This is a genomic window from Paenibacillus radicibacter (assembly GCF_024721995.1).
GTDB classification, from domain to species: Bacteria; Bacillota; Bacilli; order Paenibacillales; family NBRC-103111; genus Paenibacillus_AM; species Paenibacillus_AM radicibacter.
Genome location: NZ_JANQBC010000016.1, coordinates 91,814 through 108,651 on the forward strand (window position 1 = coordinate 91,814; position 16,838 = coordinate 108,651).

Sequence of the window (16,838 nt, forward strand, 5' to 3'; positions counted from 1 at the left end):
ATGTCCTCCTGGTCTTGCCTCATGCAAGAATTCATTTCTTCATAAAACGTAAAGCGATTTTCTCCAAATTGCGATTCACTACCTTGGTGAACACACCTTCATCTTTCGGTGCAATCGGATTCACTAGAATCGTATACAAACCTAGACGATTACCGCCTAGAACATCTGTCATCATCTGATCACCGATCATGATCGTCTCATCTGCGGTTGTACCAATCATTTTCATTGCCTTATGGAAAGGAATGCTTGTCGGTTTCTTCGCCTTATGAATAAATGGAATATCAAGCGGCTTCGAAAATATAGATACCCGCTCATGATAATTATTCGAGACGATAATCACTTTAAAACCGAGTTCACGGACCTTGTCCAACCACTTCAATAGTTCTGGCGTTGCATGTGGATCTCTCGCTCCAACTAGCGTATTATCCAGATCGGTAATAATACCGCGCTTTCCCTGATTCCATAGCTGCTCTAAATCTATTTCATATACGGTCCGGACGGACTGTTTCGGCACGAGCTTTGTAAACAAATGGTTCACCCCAAAATGTTCCTAATCTATACGAAACTATACCACACTTACTCACTGGGTTCAAAGGATTCCCTAGACAAAGAAACCCTCTCGCCCTTTCACGAGTAGGGTTTCCTTCATCTCCCAATATTATTTCATCGCTGTGCGTAATTTCAAGATTGTTTTGTGTGCAGTGACCCAATCATCCCGAGTGAGCGTCTGACAGCTGTACTTTGATTTTTCAAATAAGCCTAGCAGCTTCTCTAGATCGTGTGACAACCACTTACTTTGAACCGACCAGCGAAGTAATGTCTCACGCATTGTTTCGTGTTCATGTCGTACATAACCTTTGCGACGTGAGTATTTCAGTAGTCGATTCAATTCAAGCTGAATGATCTTGTTGTAATTATTTGCGAATCGCTTCTGTCTGCTACTCTCGATAAATTGATTCACCATATTACTGCCATAACGCTTGTAAAGATAGAACATAATCACAGCAAACGCTGCAATAACTGCACATGTTGTTACCCAGAACACCCATTTCGTTGGGGTTGGTAAGCTAGCAGTAGTCTCTGGCTGCTCAACCTCAGGTGCTTCTTGCGTTACAATTGGTTTGGATGGATCGAACACTGTAGGGAGCGCAAATCCCGCTGTTGCTTCGAATGGTACCCAACCATGTCCCGGGAAATATATTTCAGCCCATGAATGTGCATCGGCATTACGGATCGTATACGTATCTTCACCATCTGGATTGTTTCTAGCTTCCATTGCTGAGCTGCGTCTTTGCTCTTGGATTTGTTCACTTTCAGACACACCAGATGAGAAGCCTTTCACCCATCTTGCAGGCATCCCGATCGAGCGTGCCATCACAACCATAGATGTTGAGAAATAGTCGCAGTATCCTTCTTGAATTTCAAAAAGGAAAGCATCTACGAAATCCTTACTCTTCCCTTTTTTCACATCAGGTGTGCTCGTGTACTTATGCTTCTCTGCTAAATAACGTTCAAGCACTTTAACCTTGTCATAAGGATTATTAACATTACTAGTCAGTGATACGGCAAGCTCTTTCACACGAGCAGGCAGCGTTTGCGGCAAGCTCAAGTAGGTATTCCATTTCGGTGATGTAAACGTACTTACATCTACTTTACGAAGTTCTTCCGGATCATAAATCGGTATGCTTGAGATAAGCTGATATTGATTCGGGTAATTATCTTTCGCTATATAATGCAGCACCTCATCTTGCTTCGTCCAGCCAATCTGTGAGAAATCAATCTTCTTATCTTGACCCTGCTGCTCGGATATCGATAAAATCGAAGCCGGTCCAAACAAGACAGGATAATGTTTAGAATTGTCCACAGTTACCTTCCCTGTAATCTCTCTCGTCTTTAGCAAAGATTGATCGACCTTCTCATCTTGTGATAAGGGTTGACCATTTGTGATATCTGCACCTTTTTCAAACGATTCTTCTGAAGATTTCTCCCAGCCTGCACCCGTGTATGTACTGCGTGTTTCTCCACGCATATATGCACGTTGAGGAGATTTAACCGTCATCACAGTTCCATAATCAAATTGGAAACCGCCACCGAGTTTACTATCATCACGGCTGTAGCCAGAAGATGCACTACCAAAGTTTAATAGTTTGCTAACCCCAGTCTCATCAATAAACTTCTGGACCGATTCCCCATTATATTGTTTCCAAGCTGTATAAGGGTCCTTCAGAACTGGCGCCATGGTAGGAGAATACACAATGATAAGCCAGCAGATAACACTTAAACATGCGACAGGAATCAAGAACGGCATGGGTTTCTTAGATAGCTTGGTTACCGTTTCTGGTGCTTGTTTTTTCAAATTCTGAATGTGATTAATGACAAACAATAAGCTACCCGTTACCATCACACCTGCAACTTCTTGCCACAACGTCAAATTGGAGAATGAATCACGTGTACAAAGAATAAGAATCGCAAGCACAATCAGGGTAAATAGCCACCGCTTGTTCACCATTAGCACAATAGCAATCACATATATAAACCAAGCTCCAATTGAGAAGAAGATGTACGGTGTTAATTGATAAGTGTTCTGTTCCCAAAAAGTCATAAATGCTTGGAATGTCGCTTTCTCAAGCGGTACAAACTTATATTTGAGATAAACCCCATGGACGATCAGAATTGCAATCATTTGAATTACGATACGCAAACCATACGGAATCCGGGGAATCAAATAGGATAATCCAACAATAATTAGTGTTATCTTAACTAAGAGTGCCGTTGTATCTTGCCAAACGTCGGGTTCCTTTACCATCCACTGTACGAACTGTAGGAGGAATAAGCCGATTAGTATTGCCATTGCGCGATTTAGAAAATCTTGTACAAATATAAGACGAAGTAGACCTTCACGCTCTTTAACCATGCAATTTCGCCCCCCCTAATGCATTCGGAAGTGCTTCTAGATTCGAAATTGCATAGGCGAGGAGTCCGCTTCTACGCAGTTGATTGACCCATTCTTCACTGGAAATTGCTTTCGTTGGAACTGACTTAGCATCAATTAGAATGTGACAGGCATACATCCCTTGTGCTTCAAGATGTTTCATTTCAGTCAACAACTCTTGATTCTTACGAGGAGATACGAAGACGAACAACGTTCCACGTTTCCACTCTTTGGCGTAATGCCCCAGTGTCTGTTCCATGCTCTGCCAACCATCCGATTCTACCTCTACAAGATGTTGTGACATTTGTTGATAATGATCGCTCTTTACTTTAGATGGATAATATTTACCATTACCACCTGCAGACAATAGTCCGAATGGCAGCTGCTGGTGTGCTCCATATTTTAACAAGGAAGCCGTAACGGATACAGCAAGCTCAAATTCTTCTGTACTCGTATATGATTTCTGCCAACGATCAAGCACCACAACTGTAATCGGCAATGACTCACGTTCAAATTCTTTGGACTTCCAAGTACCGGTCTTCGCAGTTGCATTCCAATGGATACGAGAGAGTCGATCGCCATACATATACTCTCTGACCCCATTAATCTGCGTCGTTTCCCGATGGGCTAGAGTCGAGACCGTATGGTGCTCAATTCCCTTCATTAATTGTTGAAAATGTGTCCAGTAGCCTAATTCCGTCGTTTTTGGAAAAACGATGAGCGAATAAGGCAGCTCAACTTCGCCCTTGTGCTCGAATATGCCAAATACATCAACCGTCTTAAGCTCTGTTCGATCGAACGAATACACACCGCGACGAAGAGGCGGGGAGCTGAACTTGACTACTCCTCGACGTGCCCAATCGGGAACGAACGTTCCTTCTTGCACAACACCTTCTCCATTACGCCTGACAAGACTTTCCTTCACACGGACATAGGGAACTGGCCAAAAGCCGGGGATAAACATGATAAGCTCAGACTCCAAGGACTGACCTGCTTCAAGCTGAATTTGTCCATGCATGTTATGGAATGTTCTTGTACCACTGGTTTTGCGAATCCCGCTATAGCGACCTAAATACACATACACACAGAAGACCAGTGAGAAGATGAACAGCATCACCGCAAGCTTTCCACCTTGAAATAACATAAACAAGAGCGTAAATACAAAGAATGCACATAAATACCAGAATGATCTTGAAAGCTTCTTCTCGCTTAAAGTTCGATTCGCAATTGGTCTCTCCATCGACTATTTCTCCAATCGTACAGGTACCCTCACCTGCTCTAGGATAGACTGTATGACTGAATTCACGTTAGCTCCTTCCATTCTAGCTCCACTATGAATTAAGATTCGATGGCTGAGAACATAAGTCGCCAAATATTTAACGTCATCAGGTAGTACAAAGCTTCTGCCATTAACTAGCGCATAAGCTTTCGCCGCATTCACCAGAGCTAATGTAGCACGTGGTGAAGCACCTAAATATACAGCAGCATGCTCTCTTGTTGCACGAGTAATGTCTACGATATAAGTAGCAACGGAATTGTCGAGATGAACCAATCGCACTTGTTCTTGCATCTGCTGAACTTGCTGAATATCCGCGACAGATTCTAAGCGATCTAATGGGTGAGATTGTTCTTGTGATACGATCATCTGATGCTCGGTTGCTTGATCTGGATAACCAATTGAAAGCTTAAACATAAAGCGGTCTAACTGTGCCTCTGGCAAGGAATATGTACCTTCAAAGTCAATTGGATTTTGCGTTGCAAGCATCATGAACGGATCAGGTAGTGCATGCCCTTCTCCATCCATCGTTACGACTCTCTCTTCCATCGCTTCTAGTAAAGCCGATTGCGTCTTCGTCGTCGCTCTATTAATTTCATCTACTAATAATAAGTTTGTAAAAAGAGGGCCTGGTCGAAATACGAACTGTTCTTCTTTCGGATGATAGATCGATACCCCCGTTACATCGGTTGGCAGAAGATCGGGGTTACATTGGATTCTACGAAATTGCCCATCTATCGATTTTGCAAGCGCTTTTACAAATACCGTCTTTCCAGTACCGGGAACATCTTCAATGAGGACATGGCCCTTGGCTAACAAGGCAGTTAATAGTAAGTTAATCTCCGCTGGCTTCCCATGAATACATTCTTCTAAATTGCTTTTGATAGCTTTAAGAATAGTAGGGATTGTTTCTGAAAATAATGCCATGTAGGTGAGTCCTCCTTGGAATGTGTAAATTTAAGATGGGTCTTAATTCTATATTACTAAATGTTAGAATACTCTTACAATTAAAAGTTATGTAATAGACTTGTCTTTTTGGGAGAAATTTAAATAAATGGGGATAAAAAAACCTCTGTTCCTACGCACAAGGCGTGAACAGAGGTTCCACTTAACGATTAATGTTGTTTTAGCCCTTCGGTCTTACAAACAAAGACGCGAGGAACGAGAATATAATCGCCGAGGAAATACCCGCACTCGTAATCGTGAATATCCCCATTAGAACGCCGATCCATCCATGATGCTCAATTGCGGTAAGTGCCCCGTGTACCAATGCGTTACCAAAGCTTGTGATCGGAACTGTTGCACCTGCTCCAGCGAATTGAATGAGCGGATCATACAGACCTACTCCATCGAGAATCGCACCTGCAACAACAAGGGTACTCATCGTGTGTGCAGGCGTCAGCTTGCAGATATCCATTAACAACTGCCCGATCACACAGATCCCGCCGCCAACTAGAAAAGCCCAGACAAATGGCATCATCGTCAGTTTCCTCCATTCTCAATCGCTACGGCATGTGCGATACAAGGAATACTCTCATCTTGTTGGAACGTTAGCGGAGACAGCAACGCACCTGTTGCTACAACCAATATCCGTTTAAGTTCACCTGCATTTAGCCTCTTGAGCAGTGTCCCATAAGTAACAACAGCTGAACATGCGGCACCTGATCCACCTGCTTGTACTGCTTGCTTCTCGCGATCATAGATCATAAGACCGCAATCACCGAATTTCGTATGGTTAATTGGAAAATTGCGTTCTTTAAACAACGCCTTCGCAATGTCATGCCCAACTGCTGCCAAGTCACCTGTTACGATCAAATCATAATAGCTTGGATCGCGATTCAAATCTTTAAAATGGGTTTCGATCGTATCCACTGCCGCAGGAGCCATCGCTGCGCCCATGTTGAATGGGTCTGTAATCCCCATATCCACAACTTTACCAATTGTAGCAGACGTCACACACGGACCTTTGCCAAATCGAGCGAGCACACATGCTCCCGCTCCTGTAACGGTATACTGCGCTGTCGGGGGCTTCTGCGAACCGTATTCCGTTGGATATCGGAATTGCTTCTCAACAGAGCTGTTATGTGAACCAGTCCCGCAGAGGACATGTTGTGCACCACCTGAGGCAACAATCATCGAGCCAAGCGCAAGACCTTCCATCGACGTCGAGCATGCACCGAAAATCCCGATATACGGAATCGCAAGTGTTCGGGCTGAGAAAGATGCTGAAATAATCTGGTTCATCAAATCTCCACCTATGTAGAAATCCATGTCGCTTGTTTTTAAATTTGCCTTCTGCACCGCAATTTGCGCCGCTTGCTCCAACAACTTCTTCTCTGCCTTCTCCCACGTGCTCTCTTGAATCGTTGAGTCATCATGGACAATGTCAAAATCGTTCTGCAGCGGGCCTTGCCCTTCATCTGGCCCTACAACAGCGCTGCTTGAGATAATGATTGGCGGAATATCAAACAGCCAAGTTTGTTTGCCTTTTAGCATATCAATGTCCTCCAGGTGTTCCGAATATTAATTGGCAGATCCCAACGAAGAAAGCAGCAACCGTACCAAACACGATTACAGAACCTGCGAGCTTAAACATGTTACCTCCAACACCCAGCACCAATCCTTCACTACGATGCTCAAGGGCCGCAGAACACATCGAATTGGCGAATCCGGTAACAGGAACCGCTGTACCTGCCCCTGCCCACTGAGCCATTTTATCGTATACGCCTAAAGAGGTCAGAATCACGGAGATCAACACAAGCGTTGCAACAGTTGGATTGCCAGCTGTTTCTTTTGTAAAATCAAACACTTTCATATACATCATCGTCAAAGCTTGTCCAATAACACAAATAAATCCCCCCACTAGAAAAGCAAGAATCACGTTACGGAAAACCGGACGCTTCGGCTCAATATTTTTCGCCAGCTTCTGATATTTCTTTTGTTCAGGGGTTGGTTTCTTCTTATCACTCATTTGGGTTGATCCTCCAGTTCTTTAATTGGAATTACACTTGCGAGGCAGTCTCCATCGATTTTTTCATCGTTGTAAGCTGATGAAGGTGTGAGATATACCGCTTTTTCTGCATCTGATCATCTGTCTTCTGAATTAATTGCACCAGTTCTGCTTGACATTGCTTAATGCCCGTTAGTAGTAGCTGATGCTTGTCAGCCGGCTCTATAGCACTTGTCATCTGATTGGGACTCGGATCCTCATAAACATCGATATATAACTTGCCGTAACTATCTACCTGTGCGACAAAAATTTCACTTAAGGATAGACCTTGTTTCTTCAGCTCTTGTAATAACCAAACTTCAGAACGACCTGACTCGTCTAACCCTTCACTCAGGATCACACCATCTGTGATAATAAGAACGGGCTCGTGCTGGGGCGGTATACTTAAATTCAGGTGCTTCGGTGTTAGCGGCTGATTCTCAGGCTTTAACAGTACACTTACGTCACCTGTCGTTTCCAAGATGGCAAATTCAACATCCGCCACATTAAATACACTTTTGGTTCGCAATTGTTCCATGAGTTCATCGGCTGTAAAACGTTCTTTGCCTAAATTCTTCTCTAAGATGACCCCATGCTGAACGACGATCGTTCCTTTCCCTTCAAATAACTCTCGCATCGTCTTGCTCTTAAGCGATATCCATTCCACCAAAAAAGGGATTAAGAACCATACCATAATGGCGACCAAACCGTGTACGTAATTTGCCTCTACATCCGTCGATATAAATCCAGCTAAATCACCAATGGTGATACCTGTAATGTACTCGAAGAATGTGAGCTGAGAGATTTGCTTCTTTCCGAGTAACCGCGTCATGACAAACAGGGCTGCAATTGCACCTAATGCTCTTAATACAATGTGGCTAATTTCGAGCACATCATCGATTTCCTTTCATGCCATAATTTATTTTTTCATCCTAATTACTATTTGCAGCAAATCGGCTTGTTATGTACAACGCAAAAAGACACGTTGGAATACCTTGAACTTAATCGTTCAACCTATTCAAACGTGCCCTCTATATCCATTACTTTTTTAAAAATTTAATATGAGCAGAGTTACAAGCAACAGTACAAACAATAACAAAATTAAAAGCATAAGGTTACGTTTCCCAATAGCCATGTTCGCTTCCCGCCCTTAAAGTTATTTTCCTGTCCAAAGATCAAATAACATCCCTTTTTTCTTGAAAAAAGAATATCTTAAATACCCGTATCCTTGATCTCCCCAGCTCGTTCCCATAGAATTACGAACGATGAAATAGCCATCTGAGCTTTTCTTCTTATCGACATACCCGACGATCAACATCGCATGCGTGCCAAGTAATGTATCCTTACTTCGATTAGGATATGGAATCACACCTGACTTCGACACTCTGAGAAAGGACGAATACACTTTCATCCCGAACACAACAGGTTGATCTTCAGCTAACGCAATTTTTACCCCCAGCAGATTTCGAACTCGCTTGTATCCATTGATATGATAATAAGCTCGCTGCTCTGCATCTTCACTTGGTTTATGCTCGCCTTTGGTTAGATCATAGGGATAATCCGCTTCCTCACAAACCCCAAATTGGTGCAAAGCTTTCATGCCCTGACGAATACTAAACGCAAGAGTGGAAGAGCTGTCTCCATAAGACTTTTGCATCGTCCAATGATGATAAAGCGGGGATAGATCCACGATCTTTCGATCTTCGTAACGCATCCAATATTGCTTGAGTCCACTAACAATCGCACAAGAGATACTCGTACCCAGCTTTCCTTGATCCACGATCGGTGACATCGCCTGCCGCAAGTCCACTTGACGAGGAACTTGGGCTAATTGCGATATTTTCGTAGCTCGAAACGGAAAATCCCTATAATCCTGTGAGTCCACGCGTACTGCATATTTTCTTGTCATTGAAGTTGGTGTTGTCATGATCATTGACCTTCTTTGCATAGCGATTACTGCAGTCTATGCACAAACACCCAAGGACGTGAAACATATTACATCAGATTCATCGTGTCGATATGCTGCTTCGTCTCTGGAGTTCCAAGAGTATGCAGCAACTGATAAATCTGATTCAGGTTCTGATCATACCGATCATTCTCCTCATCTTGATTGTAAGGAATACCTGGTATGATGGCACGTAAATGCGACTCTTCGTCATATAATTCTTTAAATGCAAATAGCGATTGCAATTGATCCACTTCTGCATCATTTGCCGTAATCTCAAGTTCGTAAGCCGCATCCCCTTGATTGGGTAGGATCGATCCTGATTGGACGGAGACATAATATTTGTTCTTATTCATCAGTTAGACTCCTTATCGTATGAGTAGACGTTACATGAAATTTAAGATTACAACAGCACCGATTAAGACCAAGATTGGGAACAGGACATACGCATAAAAAATAGGGTTAGCTAGAATCGGATGCTTCACCCGCGTCTGACTAACACCTTGATCCATATCCTGCTGCTCCTGACGTCTCACAGTTTTCCACGTGATATACAATCCAGCGGCACATACCAGTACAGCTAGTCCCATGATAATCCGTATGAGTAGGGTCAAGATGAACACCTCCTTTTTGCTAAAGTTCAAATCTGTTAGTTTTGATTAGTTTGTTATGGAAAAAGAAAAAGCATGCACCAACCATCATTTTCATGACGTTATGCATGCTTTGTATCTTATTGTTTATCCTGTAATAATCGGTTTACGATATTCTCAATTTCGGAATCCGTATTTGCGATCTGAACGCCAACTATCGAGGAAAGGACGGGCGCCATTAGGACAGGAAACATAATCGCTCCGACTAATTGTCCGCACATCAAGAATAGCTTCGATATATCTTGTTCGCCCGTTATTTCTGTGAGTGTCTTCTGAATTTTATCGAAGCCGATGCTTCTTAAGAAGAGCTTGAATTCCAGATGCGTATCGAAACTTAATGTGCCTGTCGCAATCATTTGCCGAAACAGTCCGGGATGTTGCTTGAGCATCTGCGTATAACTCGTTAGAAATTGGATTAATCGCTGCTTTGGCGGAAGCTCCTGCTGATCCAATACGCCGAAACAACTCTTGAATGATTCGAACAAGTTACGCATCGCTTCATTCAGCAACTTATCCTTCGATCCGAAGTGATAATTGACGAGTGCGACATTCACCTCAGCTATCGTTGCAATCTTGCGAACGGTGATTGCCTCAATGCCTTCTGTCTTAATCATATCCAGTGTTGTATTCAAAATATGGTCACGTGTCGTGATATCAGCTTCTTCAGACCTCATCATACGATTCTCCTTACGAACATTAGTTTATGAACTTGCGAGTAGTTTCTTCTGAGCAGCGGTTCTTGGTTTCATGATTGATGTCAGTAGAAGGATAAGCCCTCCAAGACCAATCCAAGCAATCACCATGAAATCAGAGTTTGTTAAATCTGCTCCAAAGTACATCATAGCTCGAAGTCCTTCAACTGTAAATCGCATTGGGAACCATGTGTATAACCAATCATGTGCGAAAGTTGGCAATAATTCTGGCGCAACGGTCAGAACAGGTAAACCAAAGAAGAACAATAATAAGAAGATGACGAGAGCACCAGGACCAATCCATGACAAGATGGACAGGATCATTAAATAGAAGCAATAGTAGGTCAACACGAGGAACAGGGAGATCATCGCATACGAAGGAATATTCACCCCAACAATCCACTTCGCTACGCTCGTCACACCGAATCCCGCTGCAAATGCAAGTACAATTCCGATTAGAAGCTGCGTAATTACAACGTTACCTCTGCTTAGGTTAAGTCGTGCGTTTAACTTTGTTGTGAGTATAAATACAGCCATCGTACCCATCATGACCGATAACCATAACGGTTGGAATAGCGATATCGGTGCTGCGCCATTGCCAGATTTATCACCAGGAGCATTCACATTCTCTACTGTCTTCGTGATCGGTTGACTGACCACTTTCGCTTGTGCCGCTGTTAATGTCTTACCTTGCTGTTCGAATCCAGTTAGCAGCTGCGTACGCATCTGGCTATTTATCATATCCGTCATGTTCTGAAGAATTTGCGTCGCTGCACCTACACCGCTTGGATTCATCCCTGAATTGATCATAACTTTAAGTGCAGCCGGCTTCGGCGCTGCAGTCTGCATCGAACTCATATCACTTGTAAAAGAATCCGAGATCACGAGCGCGCCATAATACGCTTGCTCGTTAAGTCCTGCGGTAAGTTCATCCGTGCTTGTTACCTGCACCCACTTGATCGGCGAGGTTTTCCCCTTCGCCTCTGCCTGCTCTACCGTAGCAGTCAACTGCTCCACGATCTTCTTCGATATCGGTCCTTGGTCTTCATTGAGCAGGGCAAGTGGTAACGACTTCGGCGCTGCGTGAATCGAAGTCGCGGACGGCAAGCTAAATACAAATACAATGAGAAGCACAATGACAGGGATAACCCAGATCAATTTCTGTCTGAATAAAGACATACAAAACCACTCCTTAAATACTGTTTTAAACACTGTTTAAAATGTAAGGTTTAGGAGTGATATTGTCAATATAATTTTATTAATTAGGCTTTGCCTAACGCCTCATCAACGAGCTTAAAGTCATGCGATTTCTTATAATTGTTGTAAAAGATTGCGCGCTTACGGATCGGATCGCCCGTGTAATAACGCTCATATTGCAAGGCACGTTGTCCGAAAGCTTCTCCGCACAAATCCCACGCCAGCTTGAACAGATGAATGCGATCTGTCCCCGATACCCCTGCGCGACCACCATAGTAACGCTGCATATCTTCCGCTAACTCAGGATGAGTAAGATCAGCTTCAGTCGGTGACATGAGTAGCCCACCTGCCCCGATAATTTGCATCACTTCAATTGCACGAGGATACAGTGTTGGCAATAAACCACGGATCGTTTCAATTGGATTATATGCAGGAACAATGTCACCTGACGGTAATGTCTCGTATTCAAGTTCAGCTACCTTAAGCAGCGCACGAATCGTCTCCACACCTTGAATAATTTCCCCTAGATCATTCTGCACGTTCAAATACACATCGACACCAATGGAATCTGCCAATTGCACTGCGACTTCGACAGCGAATTGCAGCTTAACCAATCCTCGCACCCCTGTCTGATGCGAAGGTTGCTGACCGATCCCAGTCTTCGGGTAGAGCAGATTTGCCGCTTCCACATTGTTATACAGGAATACGCGATCCCACGGAACGAGCACATCATTGAATACGAGCAGGGCATCCATCTCTTCGAATCGCGATGCAAGAGGGTGATCCGCTACGCTGCGGAGTCCATCTTGCATCGGCTCCCGACAAATAATGCGTAGTCCCGGTGTATCGATCGGAATCGCGAAAGCCAGCGCATATCGCTCATCACCCGGCTTAAAGCCAGGGAACGAATAGATGATGACCTCGTCCGTGATCGGTGCAAGGGTGGCGAGCATCTTCGCACCACGTACAACAAGACCTTCCTCGGTTTCTTCTACAGCCCCTAAATGTGTGTAAATATCTTGCTGCTCATGCGACGATTTGCTGCGATCATTCTGCGGATTAATAATCGCATGCGTGAGGAACAAGTCATTGTCCCTTATATAACGATAATAATTCTGTATATTATTAGCCCAATCAGGGTTATATGCTTTCAAGAAATCAGAATTACTGAATAGTGAAGTGACAACGATATTAAGGAAATCAGGTGTTCTGCCCATAAGACCGAAAGTTGCTTTCGCATATGCCTCGAACAAGGCTCTTCGCGCCTCTAGATGATCAGCATTCTTAGGGACTAGGAACGCATTATTAACCCGCTCCCCTGTTTCCTCGCATACATGCGTTATCTTATCTTGAATGGATTGCTCGAACTGCATATCATATAACTTCGCAATCTCATGAATCGGCTGTTTGAAAACAGGTTCTTCATACACATTCGTCACTTTTCTCCCCGATAACCACACCTCTGGCTGGCGAGATTTCACTCCCTCGATATACGCTGCCCCTGTACGAATTCCCATTGTCGCATCCCCCTTAATCGGTATGTATCAGCACTTCATGTCTTGATTATATGAGTCAACAACTATAACAACTGTAAGGCTGTTAACGTTTTTCTGCTTTTTTAACCCTAATAACTAGCGCGAAAATCCGTTGTTGTCATCATCGCTTGTAATCTCCTATAATTGGAATGAAAGCGTTTACGATTAGGGGTGCGAATCATGGTAAGCCCATTTGAAATAAGTGAAAAGTGGCAGCGCATTTTGAAATACGGCAATCGTCGATTTTTCAAGAAAAAGACGGTCATCTACCGTCAAGGGACTATCGGTGACGGCTTCTATTATTTGCACAGCGGCTTAGTTAAGATTGTTACCTTAACCCCTTCCAGCAAAGAGCGCATGCTCAATATTGTTGTGCCCGGTCAACTGATCGGCGTACAAGCGGTTGATGGGCAGACGCATTTCACTACATCTATCGTTGCTAAGGATGCGGTGGTGTACCATTTTTCCGCCTCACAATTCCAAGAACTGATGACCGAACAGCCTGAGTTGGTCCACCTAATCGCGCAGACAATCATTCAGAAGATGCGCATCCTATTGTTCGCTGTTCAAGTCAAAATGCGCTCAACCGAAGCGCAAATTGCAATGATTCTCCTTAATTTATACGATGATTTTAAGAACTACGATATTCCACTTTCCAAGCAAGAACTTGCAAATTGTATTGGATTAACGCGTATTACCGTATACAAAATCCTCAAGCAATGGAAGGAAGCTGGCATCATCGAGATGAAGGACCGTACACTACTCATTCATCATGCGGATCGGTTGAAACAGATCGTCGAAGACCGCCCTATCCATGTCTAATAGAAAATGGTGACTGTATGCAACAACTTCGTTATCAATTAAAACCTTACCTCTCCTATGCGCAAGCCATAACTCTGGGTAAGCATGCAACCGTCTACAATCAAGGCGAGGTAGGTCGGGGCTTCTATTACTTAGAGGAAGGCGGCGTTAAGATCTTATTCTTATCGGAAAATGGTCAAGAGCGCATCGTCGATTATGTCCCAGTCGGTACACTGCTAGGTGAGCATGGCGTCAGTAAATCCCCGTATCTTACAACCGCTGTATGTACCGTGCCAAGCACGCTGTACCTTTTTTCCGATCAAGCATTGACTCTGATGTGCAATAATCATCCTGAGACGGCGCTGTTCTATACGAATTCACTCATTTACAAAATGAGGCTGCTCGCCGAAGTTATCGCCATCTACGATAGTCCAGTTGAACAACAAATGGCTCATTATATATTGAAATTACGCGATGTACATCAGAATGGCAGCATTCCAATCGATCAGACTTCACTAGCCCAATACGTCGGGACGTCTCGAATTACGGTCAATAAGACGCTTCAGAAATGGAAGCAGCAACAAGTAATCGACTTCTCCACTCGGGGTCAAATTCATGTTACGAATGTTGATAAACTAAGGGACATCTTAGCCCAAGGCGAATTCACACAAATCTTATAGTTACACACGAAAAAACAGCCAACCCATGTCAAAAGTGGATTGGCTGTTTCTGTTTATTTTACAATCGATAGAATGACCTTATAAGTCCGTTCTTAAACTCCATAGTTCTGGGAAATAACGCTGGGCCACGACATGCTTCAGGTAATCCACGCCAGATGATCCACCTGTTCCCATCTTAAAGCCAATTACTCGCTCCACGGTTACCATGTGGTTGAAACGCCACTGCTGCTGACGGCTGTCGATATCGACTAGTTTCTCCGCAAGCTCATACAGATCCCAATATTGATCCACATCGCGATATACAGTCGCCCACGCTGCTTTCACACTTGGATGTTCCTTATATTCTTGTGACCAATCGCGATCCAGACATGATGGATCAATCTCTAAACCACGCTTCGCAAGAGCCATAATCGCAGCATCGTACATGCTAGGCTGATTGAGGGCAACGGATAGAATCTGGTGCAATTCTGGCTGATGCTCATACACTGCAAGTGCCTTGGCACGCTTACCACCGAACATAAACTCGATTAGGCGATTCTGGTACGATTGGAATCCTGAAGATTTGCCAAGCTTATCGCGGAATTGCATGTATTCTGCCGGGGTCAGTGTGGATAACACATCCCAAGATTGGATTAATTGCTGCTGGATTCGAGCCACACGAGAGAGCATCTTGAATGCGGGCTCCAGATTATTCTGCAGAATCGCATCTCGTGCTGCCTCAAGTTCATGCAGGATCAGCTTCATCCACAGCTCACTTGTCTGGTGAATAACAATAAACAGCATCTCATCGTGATGACCGGATAAGCGGTGCTGGCTGGACAAGATTTGGTCTAGATGAAGATAATCGCCATAAGACATCTCTTTGGAAAAATCCTGATGAATCGTCGGATCGTTTAAATTGGACACGTTATTCACTCCTATGTTGAATGTTAAGGTAGAGTTGTTCTAAGCCCATTATACCGATAACTGATCGATTATTCAGTAAACTGATTTACAATAATGTTATTTATTTTTTTGAGCTTTATTCCATAGTCATTAGGTAGGAGAGATTGTGAAACTTTTATCTTCATTATTCGTACGTATTGTACACAGAACAAATGCAGCTTGGAGGTTTGATAGGAAATGGACTACATGTATTACATTCTCTTCATCATAGCTTTATTTATCATCATAAGTTTATCCGCACGGGTGGGTACATTAGAACGTCGCATTAAAAGAATGCAATCTACCTTAGATCAGTTAGCAGAGCAATCGGGACTACCTGAACATCCAATAAATGATGAACTACGTGAGCTAATAAAAGAAGGTGAAGATGTAAAGGCCATTAAGAAAGCCAGAGAGACATTAGGTCTTTCACTATTAGAAGGTAAAGAATATATTGATAGACTGAAGGACAATCAAGGGCACTAAATACGAAACAGAACTTTCAATGATATGGAAGCTCTGTTTTTTCGTTTATATAGACAGTAAGGAATATGACAATACCTCGTCGAATAAGGAAAATTTGTTATTGCACGCAATCAGCAAGGGGAACCTATTGGTTGCGGAGCGATTCGACCAATTGACACAAATACAGCAGAAATTAAAGAGAATGTATGCCAAATCGAAAACTAATGGTGTTGGTTCTGCTATTTTGTCTTATTTAGAATTTGGCTAGAAACACGTATAGTGAATCAAAAAGCCGTTTCATTTTATGAAAATAAGGGATATATTCGTATAGATTATTATGGTAGGTACCTAAACTGAGAAGAGTGTATTTATCTCGGTAAGTTCTTAAGCTAACGGAGAACTATAGCTTAATAGATAACTAAGACACGGCTGCCGACATGGATCGGCAGCCGTGTTACGCTAACGGGCAGGATAGTTCAAATTCCACCTGAGAATTATGGTATTATTGAATATGATGTATTTATAAAAAAGATTGCTTATTTTTAAGCTCCTTATTCCACTAAAGCATTTGTTAGTTGAAGAGTATCGCCTTCAAGTTGTTAGCATATACTCTAGTATGGTAAATTTAATTCTATAAAAACTATTACCAATTATCTAATATATACTTTTACTTACATTATAAAGAAAGGGAGTGTCCATACCATGAAAAAGAGAATACTTGTGCTTTTATCTATGGGTTATGGGTACTCTAC

At 43.1% G+C, this 16,838-nt stretch carries 18 protein-coding genes; 3 read left to right on the top strand and 15 right to left on the bottom strand.

The window, feature by feature from the left end; genetic code table 11:
- Positions 1 to 31: 31 nt before the first annotated feature.
- The 14 genes from NV379_RS24165 to NV379_RS24230 all read right to left on the bottom strand — a co-directional run bounded on the left by NV379_RS24165 (position 32) and on the right by NV379_RS24230 (position 13,198).
- Positions 32 to 529 carry a YqeG family HAD IIIA-type phosphatase gene (locus NV379_RS24165; RefSeq protein ID WP_258209912.1) on the bottom strand — a complete coding sequence of 166 codons (498 nt, stop codon included), beginning with the start codon at positions 527 to 529 and terminating at the stop codon, positions 32 to 34.
- Between the two features lie 129 nt (positions 530 to 658).
- The gene (locus NV379_RS24170) at positions 659 to 2,914 is read right to left on the bottom strand and encodes a DUF4129 domain-containing transglutaminase family protein (protein WP_258209913.1); all 2,256 of its coding nucleotides are present in this window, start codon (positions 2,912 to 2,914) and stop codon (positions 659 to 661) included.
- Complete coding sequence (locus NV379_RS24175; protein WP_258209914.1) at positions 2,907 to 4,172, bottom strand: DUF58 domain-containing protein; 1,266 nt, start codon at positions 4,170 to 4,172, stop codon at positions 2,907 to 2,909. Before NV379_RS24175 ends, NV379_RS24170 begins: the two co-directional genes overlap by 8 nt.
- A 3-nt stretch (positions 4,173 to 4,175) precedes the next feature.
- On the bottom strand, positions 4,176 to 5,135 hold the full coding sequence (locus NV379_RS24180) for an AAA family ATPase (RefSeq protein ID WP_258209915.1): 960 nt from the start codon (positions 5,133 to 5,135) through the stop codon (positions 4,176 to 4,178).
- 199 nt (positions 5,136 to 5,334) lie between these two features.
- Complete coding sequence (spoVAE, locus tag NV379_RS24185; protein ID WP_258209930.1) at positions 5,335 to 5,685, bottom strand: stage V sporulation protein AE; 351 nt, start codon at positions 5,683 to 5,685, stop codon at positions 5,335 to 5,337.
- 5 nt (positions 5,686 to 5,690) lie between these two features.
- Positions 5,691 to 6,704 (bottom strand): stage V sporulation protein AD, encoded by a 1,014-nt coding sequence (gene spoVAD, locus NV379_RS24190; RefSeq protein ID WP_258209916.1) that lies wholly within the window; start codon positions 6,702 to 6,704, stop codon positions 5,691 to 5,693.
- Position 6,705: 1 nt separating this feature from the next.
- Complete coding sequence (gene spoVAC, locus NV379_RS24195) at positions 6,706 to 7,179, bottom strand: stage V sporulation protein AC (RefSeq protein WP_258209917.1); 474 nt, start codon at positions 7,177 to 7,179, stop codon at positions 6,706 to 6,708.
- Between the two features lie 31 nt (positions 7,180 to 7,210).
- On the bottom strand, positions 7,211 to 8,089 hold the full coding sequence (locus NV379_RS24200; RefSeq protein ID WP_258209918.1) for a DUF421 domain-containing protein: 879 nt from the start codon (positions 8,087 to 8,089) through the stop codon (positions 7,211 to 7,213).
- A 264-nt stretch (positions 8,090 to 8,353) separates the two neighbouring features.
- Positions 8,354 to 9,124 carry a C1 family peptidase gene (locus NV379_RS24205; protein WP_258209919.1) on the bottom strand — a complete coding sequence of 257 codons (771 nt, stop codon included), beginning with the start codon at positions 9,122 to 9,124 and terminating at the stop codon, positions 8,354 to 8,356.
- 68 nt (positions 9,125 to 9,192) lie between these two features.
- Entirely contained in the window at positions 9,193 to 9,498 is a 306-nt protein-coding gene (locus NV379_RS24210) for a hypothetical protein (RefSeq protein ID WP_258209920.1), read from the bottom strand.
- A gap of 30 nt (positions 9,499 to 9,528) precedes the next feature.
- Positions 9,529 to 9,756, bottom strand: coding sequence for a hypothetical protein (locus tag NV379_RS24215; protein WP_258209921.1), 228 nt, complete (start codon positions 9,754 to 9,756; stop codon positions 9,529 to 9,531).
- A gap of 116 nt (positions 9,757 to 9,872) precedes the next feature.
- A complete protein-coding gene (locus NV379_RS24220; RefSeq protein WP_258209922.1) occupies positions 9,873 to 10,466 on the bottom strand; it encodes a TetR/AcrR family transcriptional regulator in 594 nt (197 codons plus the stop codon).
- Positions 10,467 to 10,493: 27 nt separating this feature from the next.
- Complete coding sequence (locus NV379_RS24225; RefSeq protein WP_258209923.1) at positions 10,494 to 11,663, bottom strand: YhgE/Pip domain-containing protein; 1,170 nt, start codon at positions 11,661 to 11,663, stop codon at positions 10,494 to 10,496.
- A gap of 83 nt (positions 11,664 to 11,746) precedes the next feature.
- The gene (locus tag NV379_RS24230; RefSeq protein ID WP_258209924.1) at positions 11,747 to 13,198 is read right to left on the bottom strand and encodes a 4-hydroxyphenylacetate 3-hydroxylase family protein; all 1,452 of its coding nucleotides are present in this window, start codon (positions 13,196 to 13,198) and stop codon (positions 11,747 to 11,749) included.
- A 198-nt stretch (positions 13,199 to 13,396) separates the two neighbouring features.
- On the opposite strand from NV379_RS24230, the gene NV379_RS24235 reads away from it, so the two are divergent.
- Both NV379_RS24235 and NV379_RS24240 read left to right on the top strand, forming a co-directional pair.
- The gene (locus NV379_RS24235; protein ID WP_258209925.1) at positions 13,397 to 14,038 is read left to right on the top strand and encodes a Crp/Fnr family transcriptional regulator; all 642 of its coding nucleotides are present in this window, start codon (positions 13,397 to 13,399) and stop codon (positions 14,036 to 14,038) included.
- 17 nt (positions 14,039 to 14,055) lie between these two features.
- Positions 14,056 to 14,697 carry a Crp/Fnr family transcriptional regulator gene (locus NV379_RS24240; RefSeq protein WP_258209926.1) on the top strand — a complete coding sequence of 214 codons (642 nt, stop codon included), beginning with the start codon at positions 14,056 to 14,058 and terminating at the stop codon, positions 14,695 to 14,697.
- Between the two features lie 78 nt (positions 14,698 to 14,775).
- Here NV379_RS24240 and kynA read toward each other — a convergent pair whose 3' ends face one another.
- Entirely contained in the window at positions 14,776 to 15,612 is an 837-nt protein-coding gene (kynA, locus tag NV379_RS24245) for a tryptophan 2,3-dioxygenase (RefSeq protein ID WP_373426163.1), read from the bottom strand.
- A 207-nt stretch (positions 15,613 to 15,819) separates the two neighbouring features.
- Between kynA and NV379_RS24250 the strand changes: the two genes are divergently transcribed.
- On the top strand, positions 15,820 to 16,107 hold the full coding sequence (locus tag NV379_RS24250; RefSeq protein WP_258209928.1) for a hypothetical protein: 288 nt from the start codon (positions 15,820 to 15,822) through the stop codon (positions 16,105 to 16,107).
- Positions 16,108 to 16,838 lie beyond the last annotated feature (731 nt).

Coding starts and splice junctions, on each gene's coding strand:
- spoVAD (WP_258209916.1), bottom strand. CDS start 6,704: ATGCTAAAAGGCAAACAAACTTGGCTGTTTGATATTCCGCCAATCATT.
- NV379_RS24230 (WP_258209924.1), bottom strand. CDS start 13,198: ATGGGAATTCGTACAGGGGCAGCGTATATCGAGGGAGTGAAATCTCGC.
- spoVAC (WP_258209917.1), bottom strand. CDS start 7,179: ATGAGTGATAAGAAGAAACCAACCCCTGAACAAAAGAAATATCAGAAG.
- NV379_RS24220 (WP_258209922.1), bottom strand. CDS start 10,466: ATGAGGTCTGAAGAAGCTGATATCACGACACGTGACCATATTTTGAAT.
- NV379_RS24235 (WP_258209925.1), top strand. CDS start 13,397: ATGGTAAGCCCATTTGAAATAAGTGAAAAGTGGCAGCGCATTTTGAAA.
- NV379_RS24210 (WP_258209920.1), bottom strand. CDS start 9,498: ATGAATAAGAACAAATATTATGTCTCCGTCCAATCAGGATCGATCCTA.
- spoVAE (WP_258209930.1), bottom strand. CDS start 5,685: ATGCCATTTGTCTGGGCTTTTCTAGTTGGCGGCGGGATCTGTGTGATC.
- NV379_RS24170 (WP_258209913.1), bottom strand. CDS start 2,914: ATGGTTAAAGAGCGTGAAGGTCTACTTCGTCTTATATTTGTACAAGAT.
- NV379_RS24240 (WP_258209926.1), top strand. CDS start 14,056: ATGCAACAACTTCGTTATCAATTAAAACCTTACCTCTCCTATGCGCAA.
- NV379_RS24175 (WP_258209914.1), bottom strand. CDS start 4,172: ATGGAGAGACCAATTGCGAATCGAACTTTAAGCGAGAAGAAGCTTTCA.
- NV379_RS24205 (WP_258209919.1), bottom strand. CDS start 9,124: ATGACAACACCAACTTCAATGACAAGAAAATATGCAGTACGCGTGGAC.
- NV379_RS24225 (WP_258209923.1), bottom strand. CDS start 11,663: ATGTCTTTATTCAGACAGAAATTGATCTGGGTTATCCCTGTCATTGTG.
- NV379_RS24250 (WP_258209928.1), top strand. CDS start 15,820: ATGGACTACATGTATTACATTCTCTTCATCATAGCTTTATTTATCATC.
- NV379_RS24180 (WP_258209915.1), bottom strand. CDS start 5,135: ATGGCATTATTTTCAGAAACAATCCCTACTATTCTTAAAGCTATCAAA.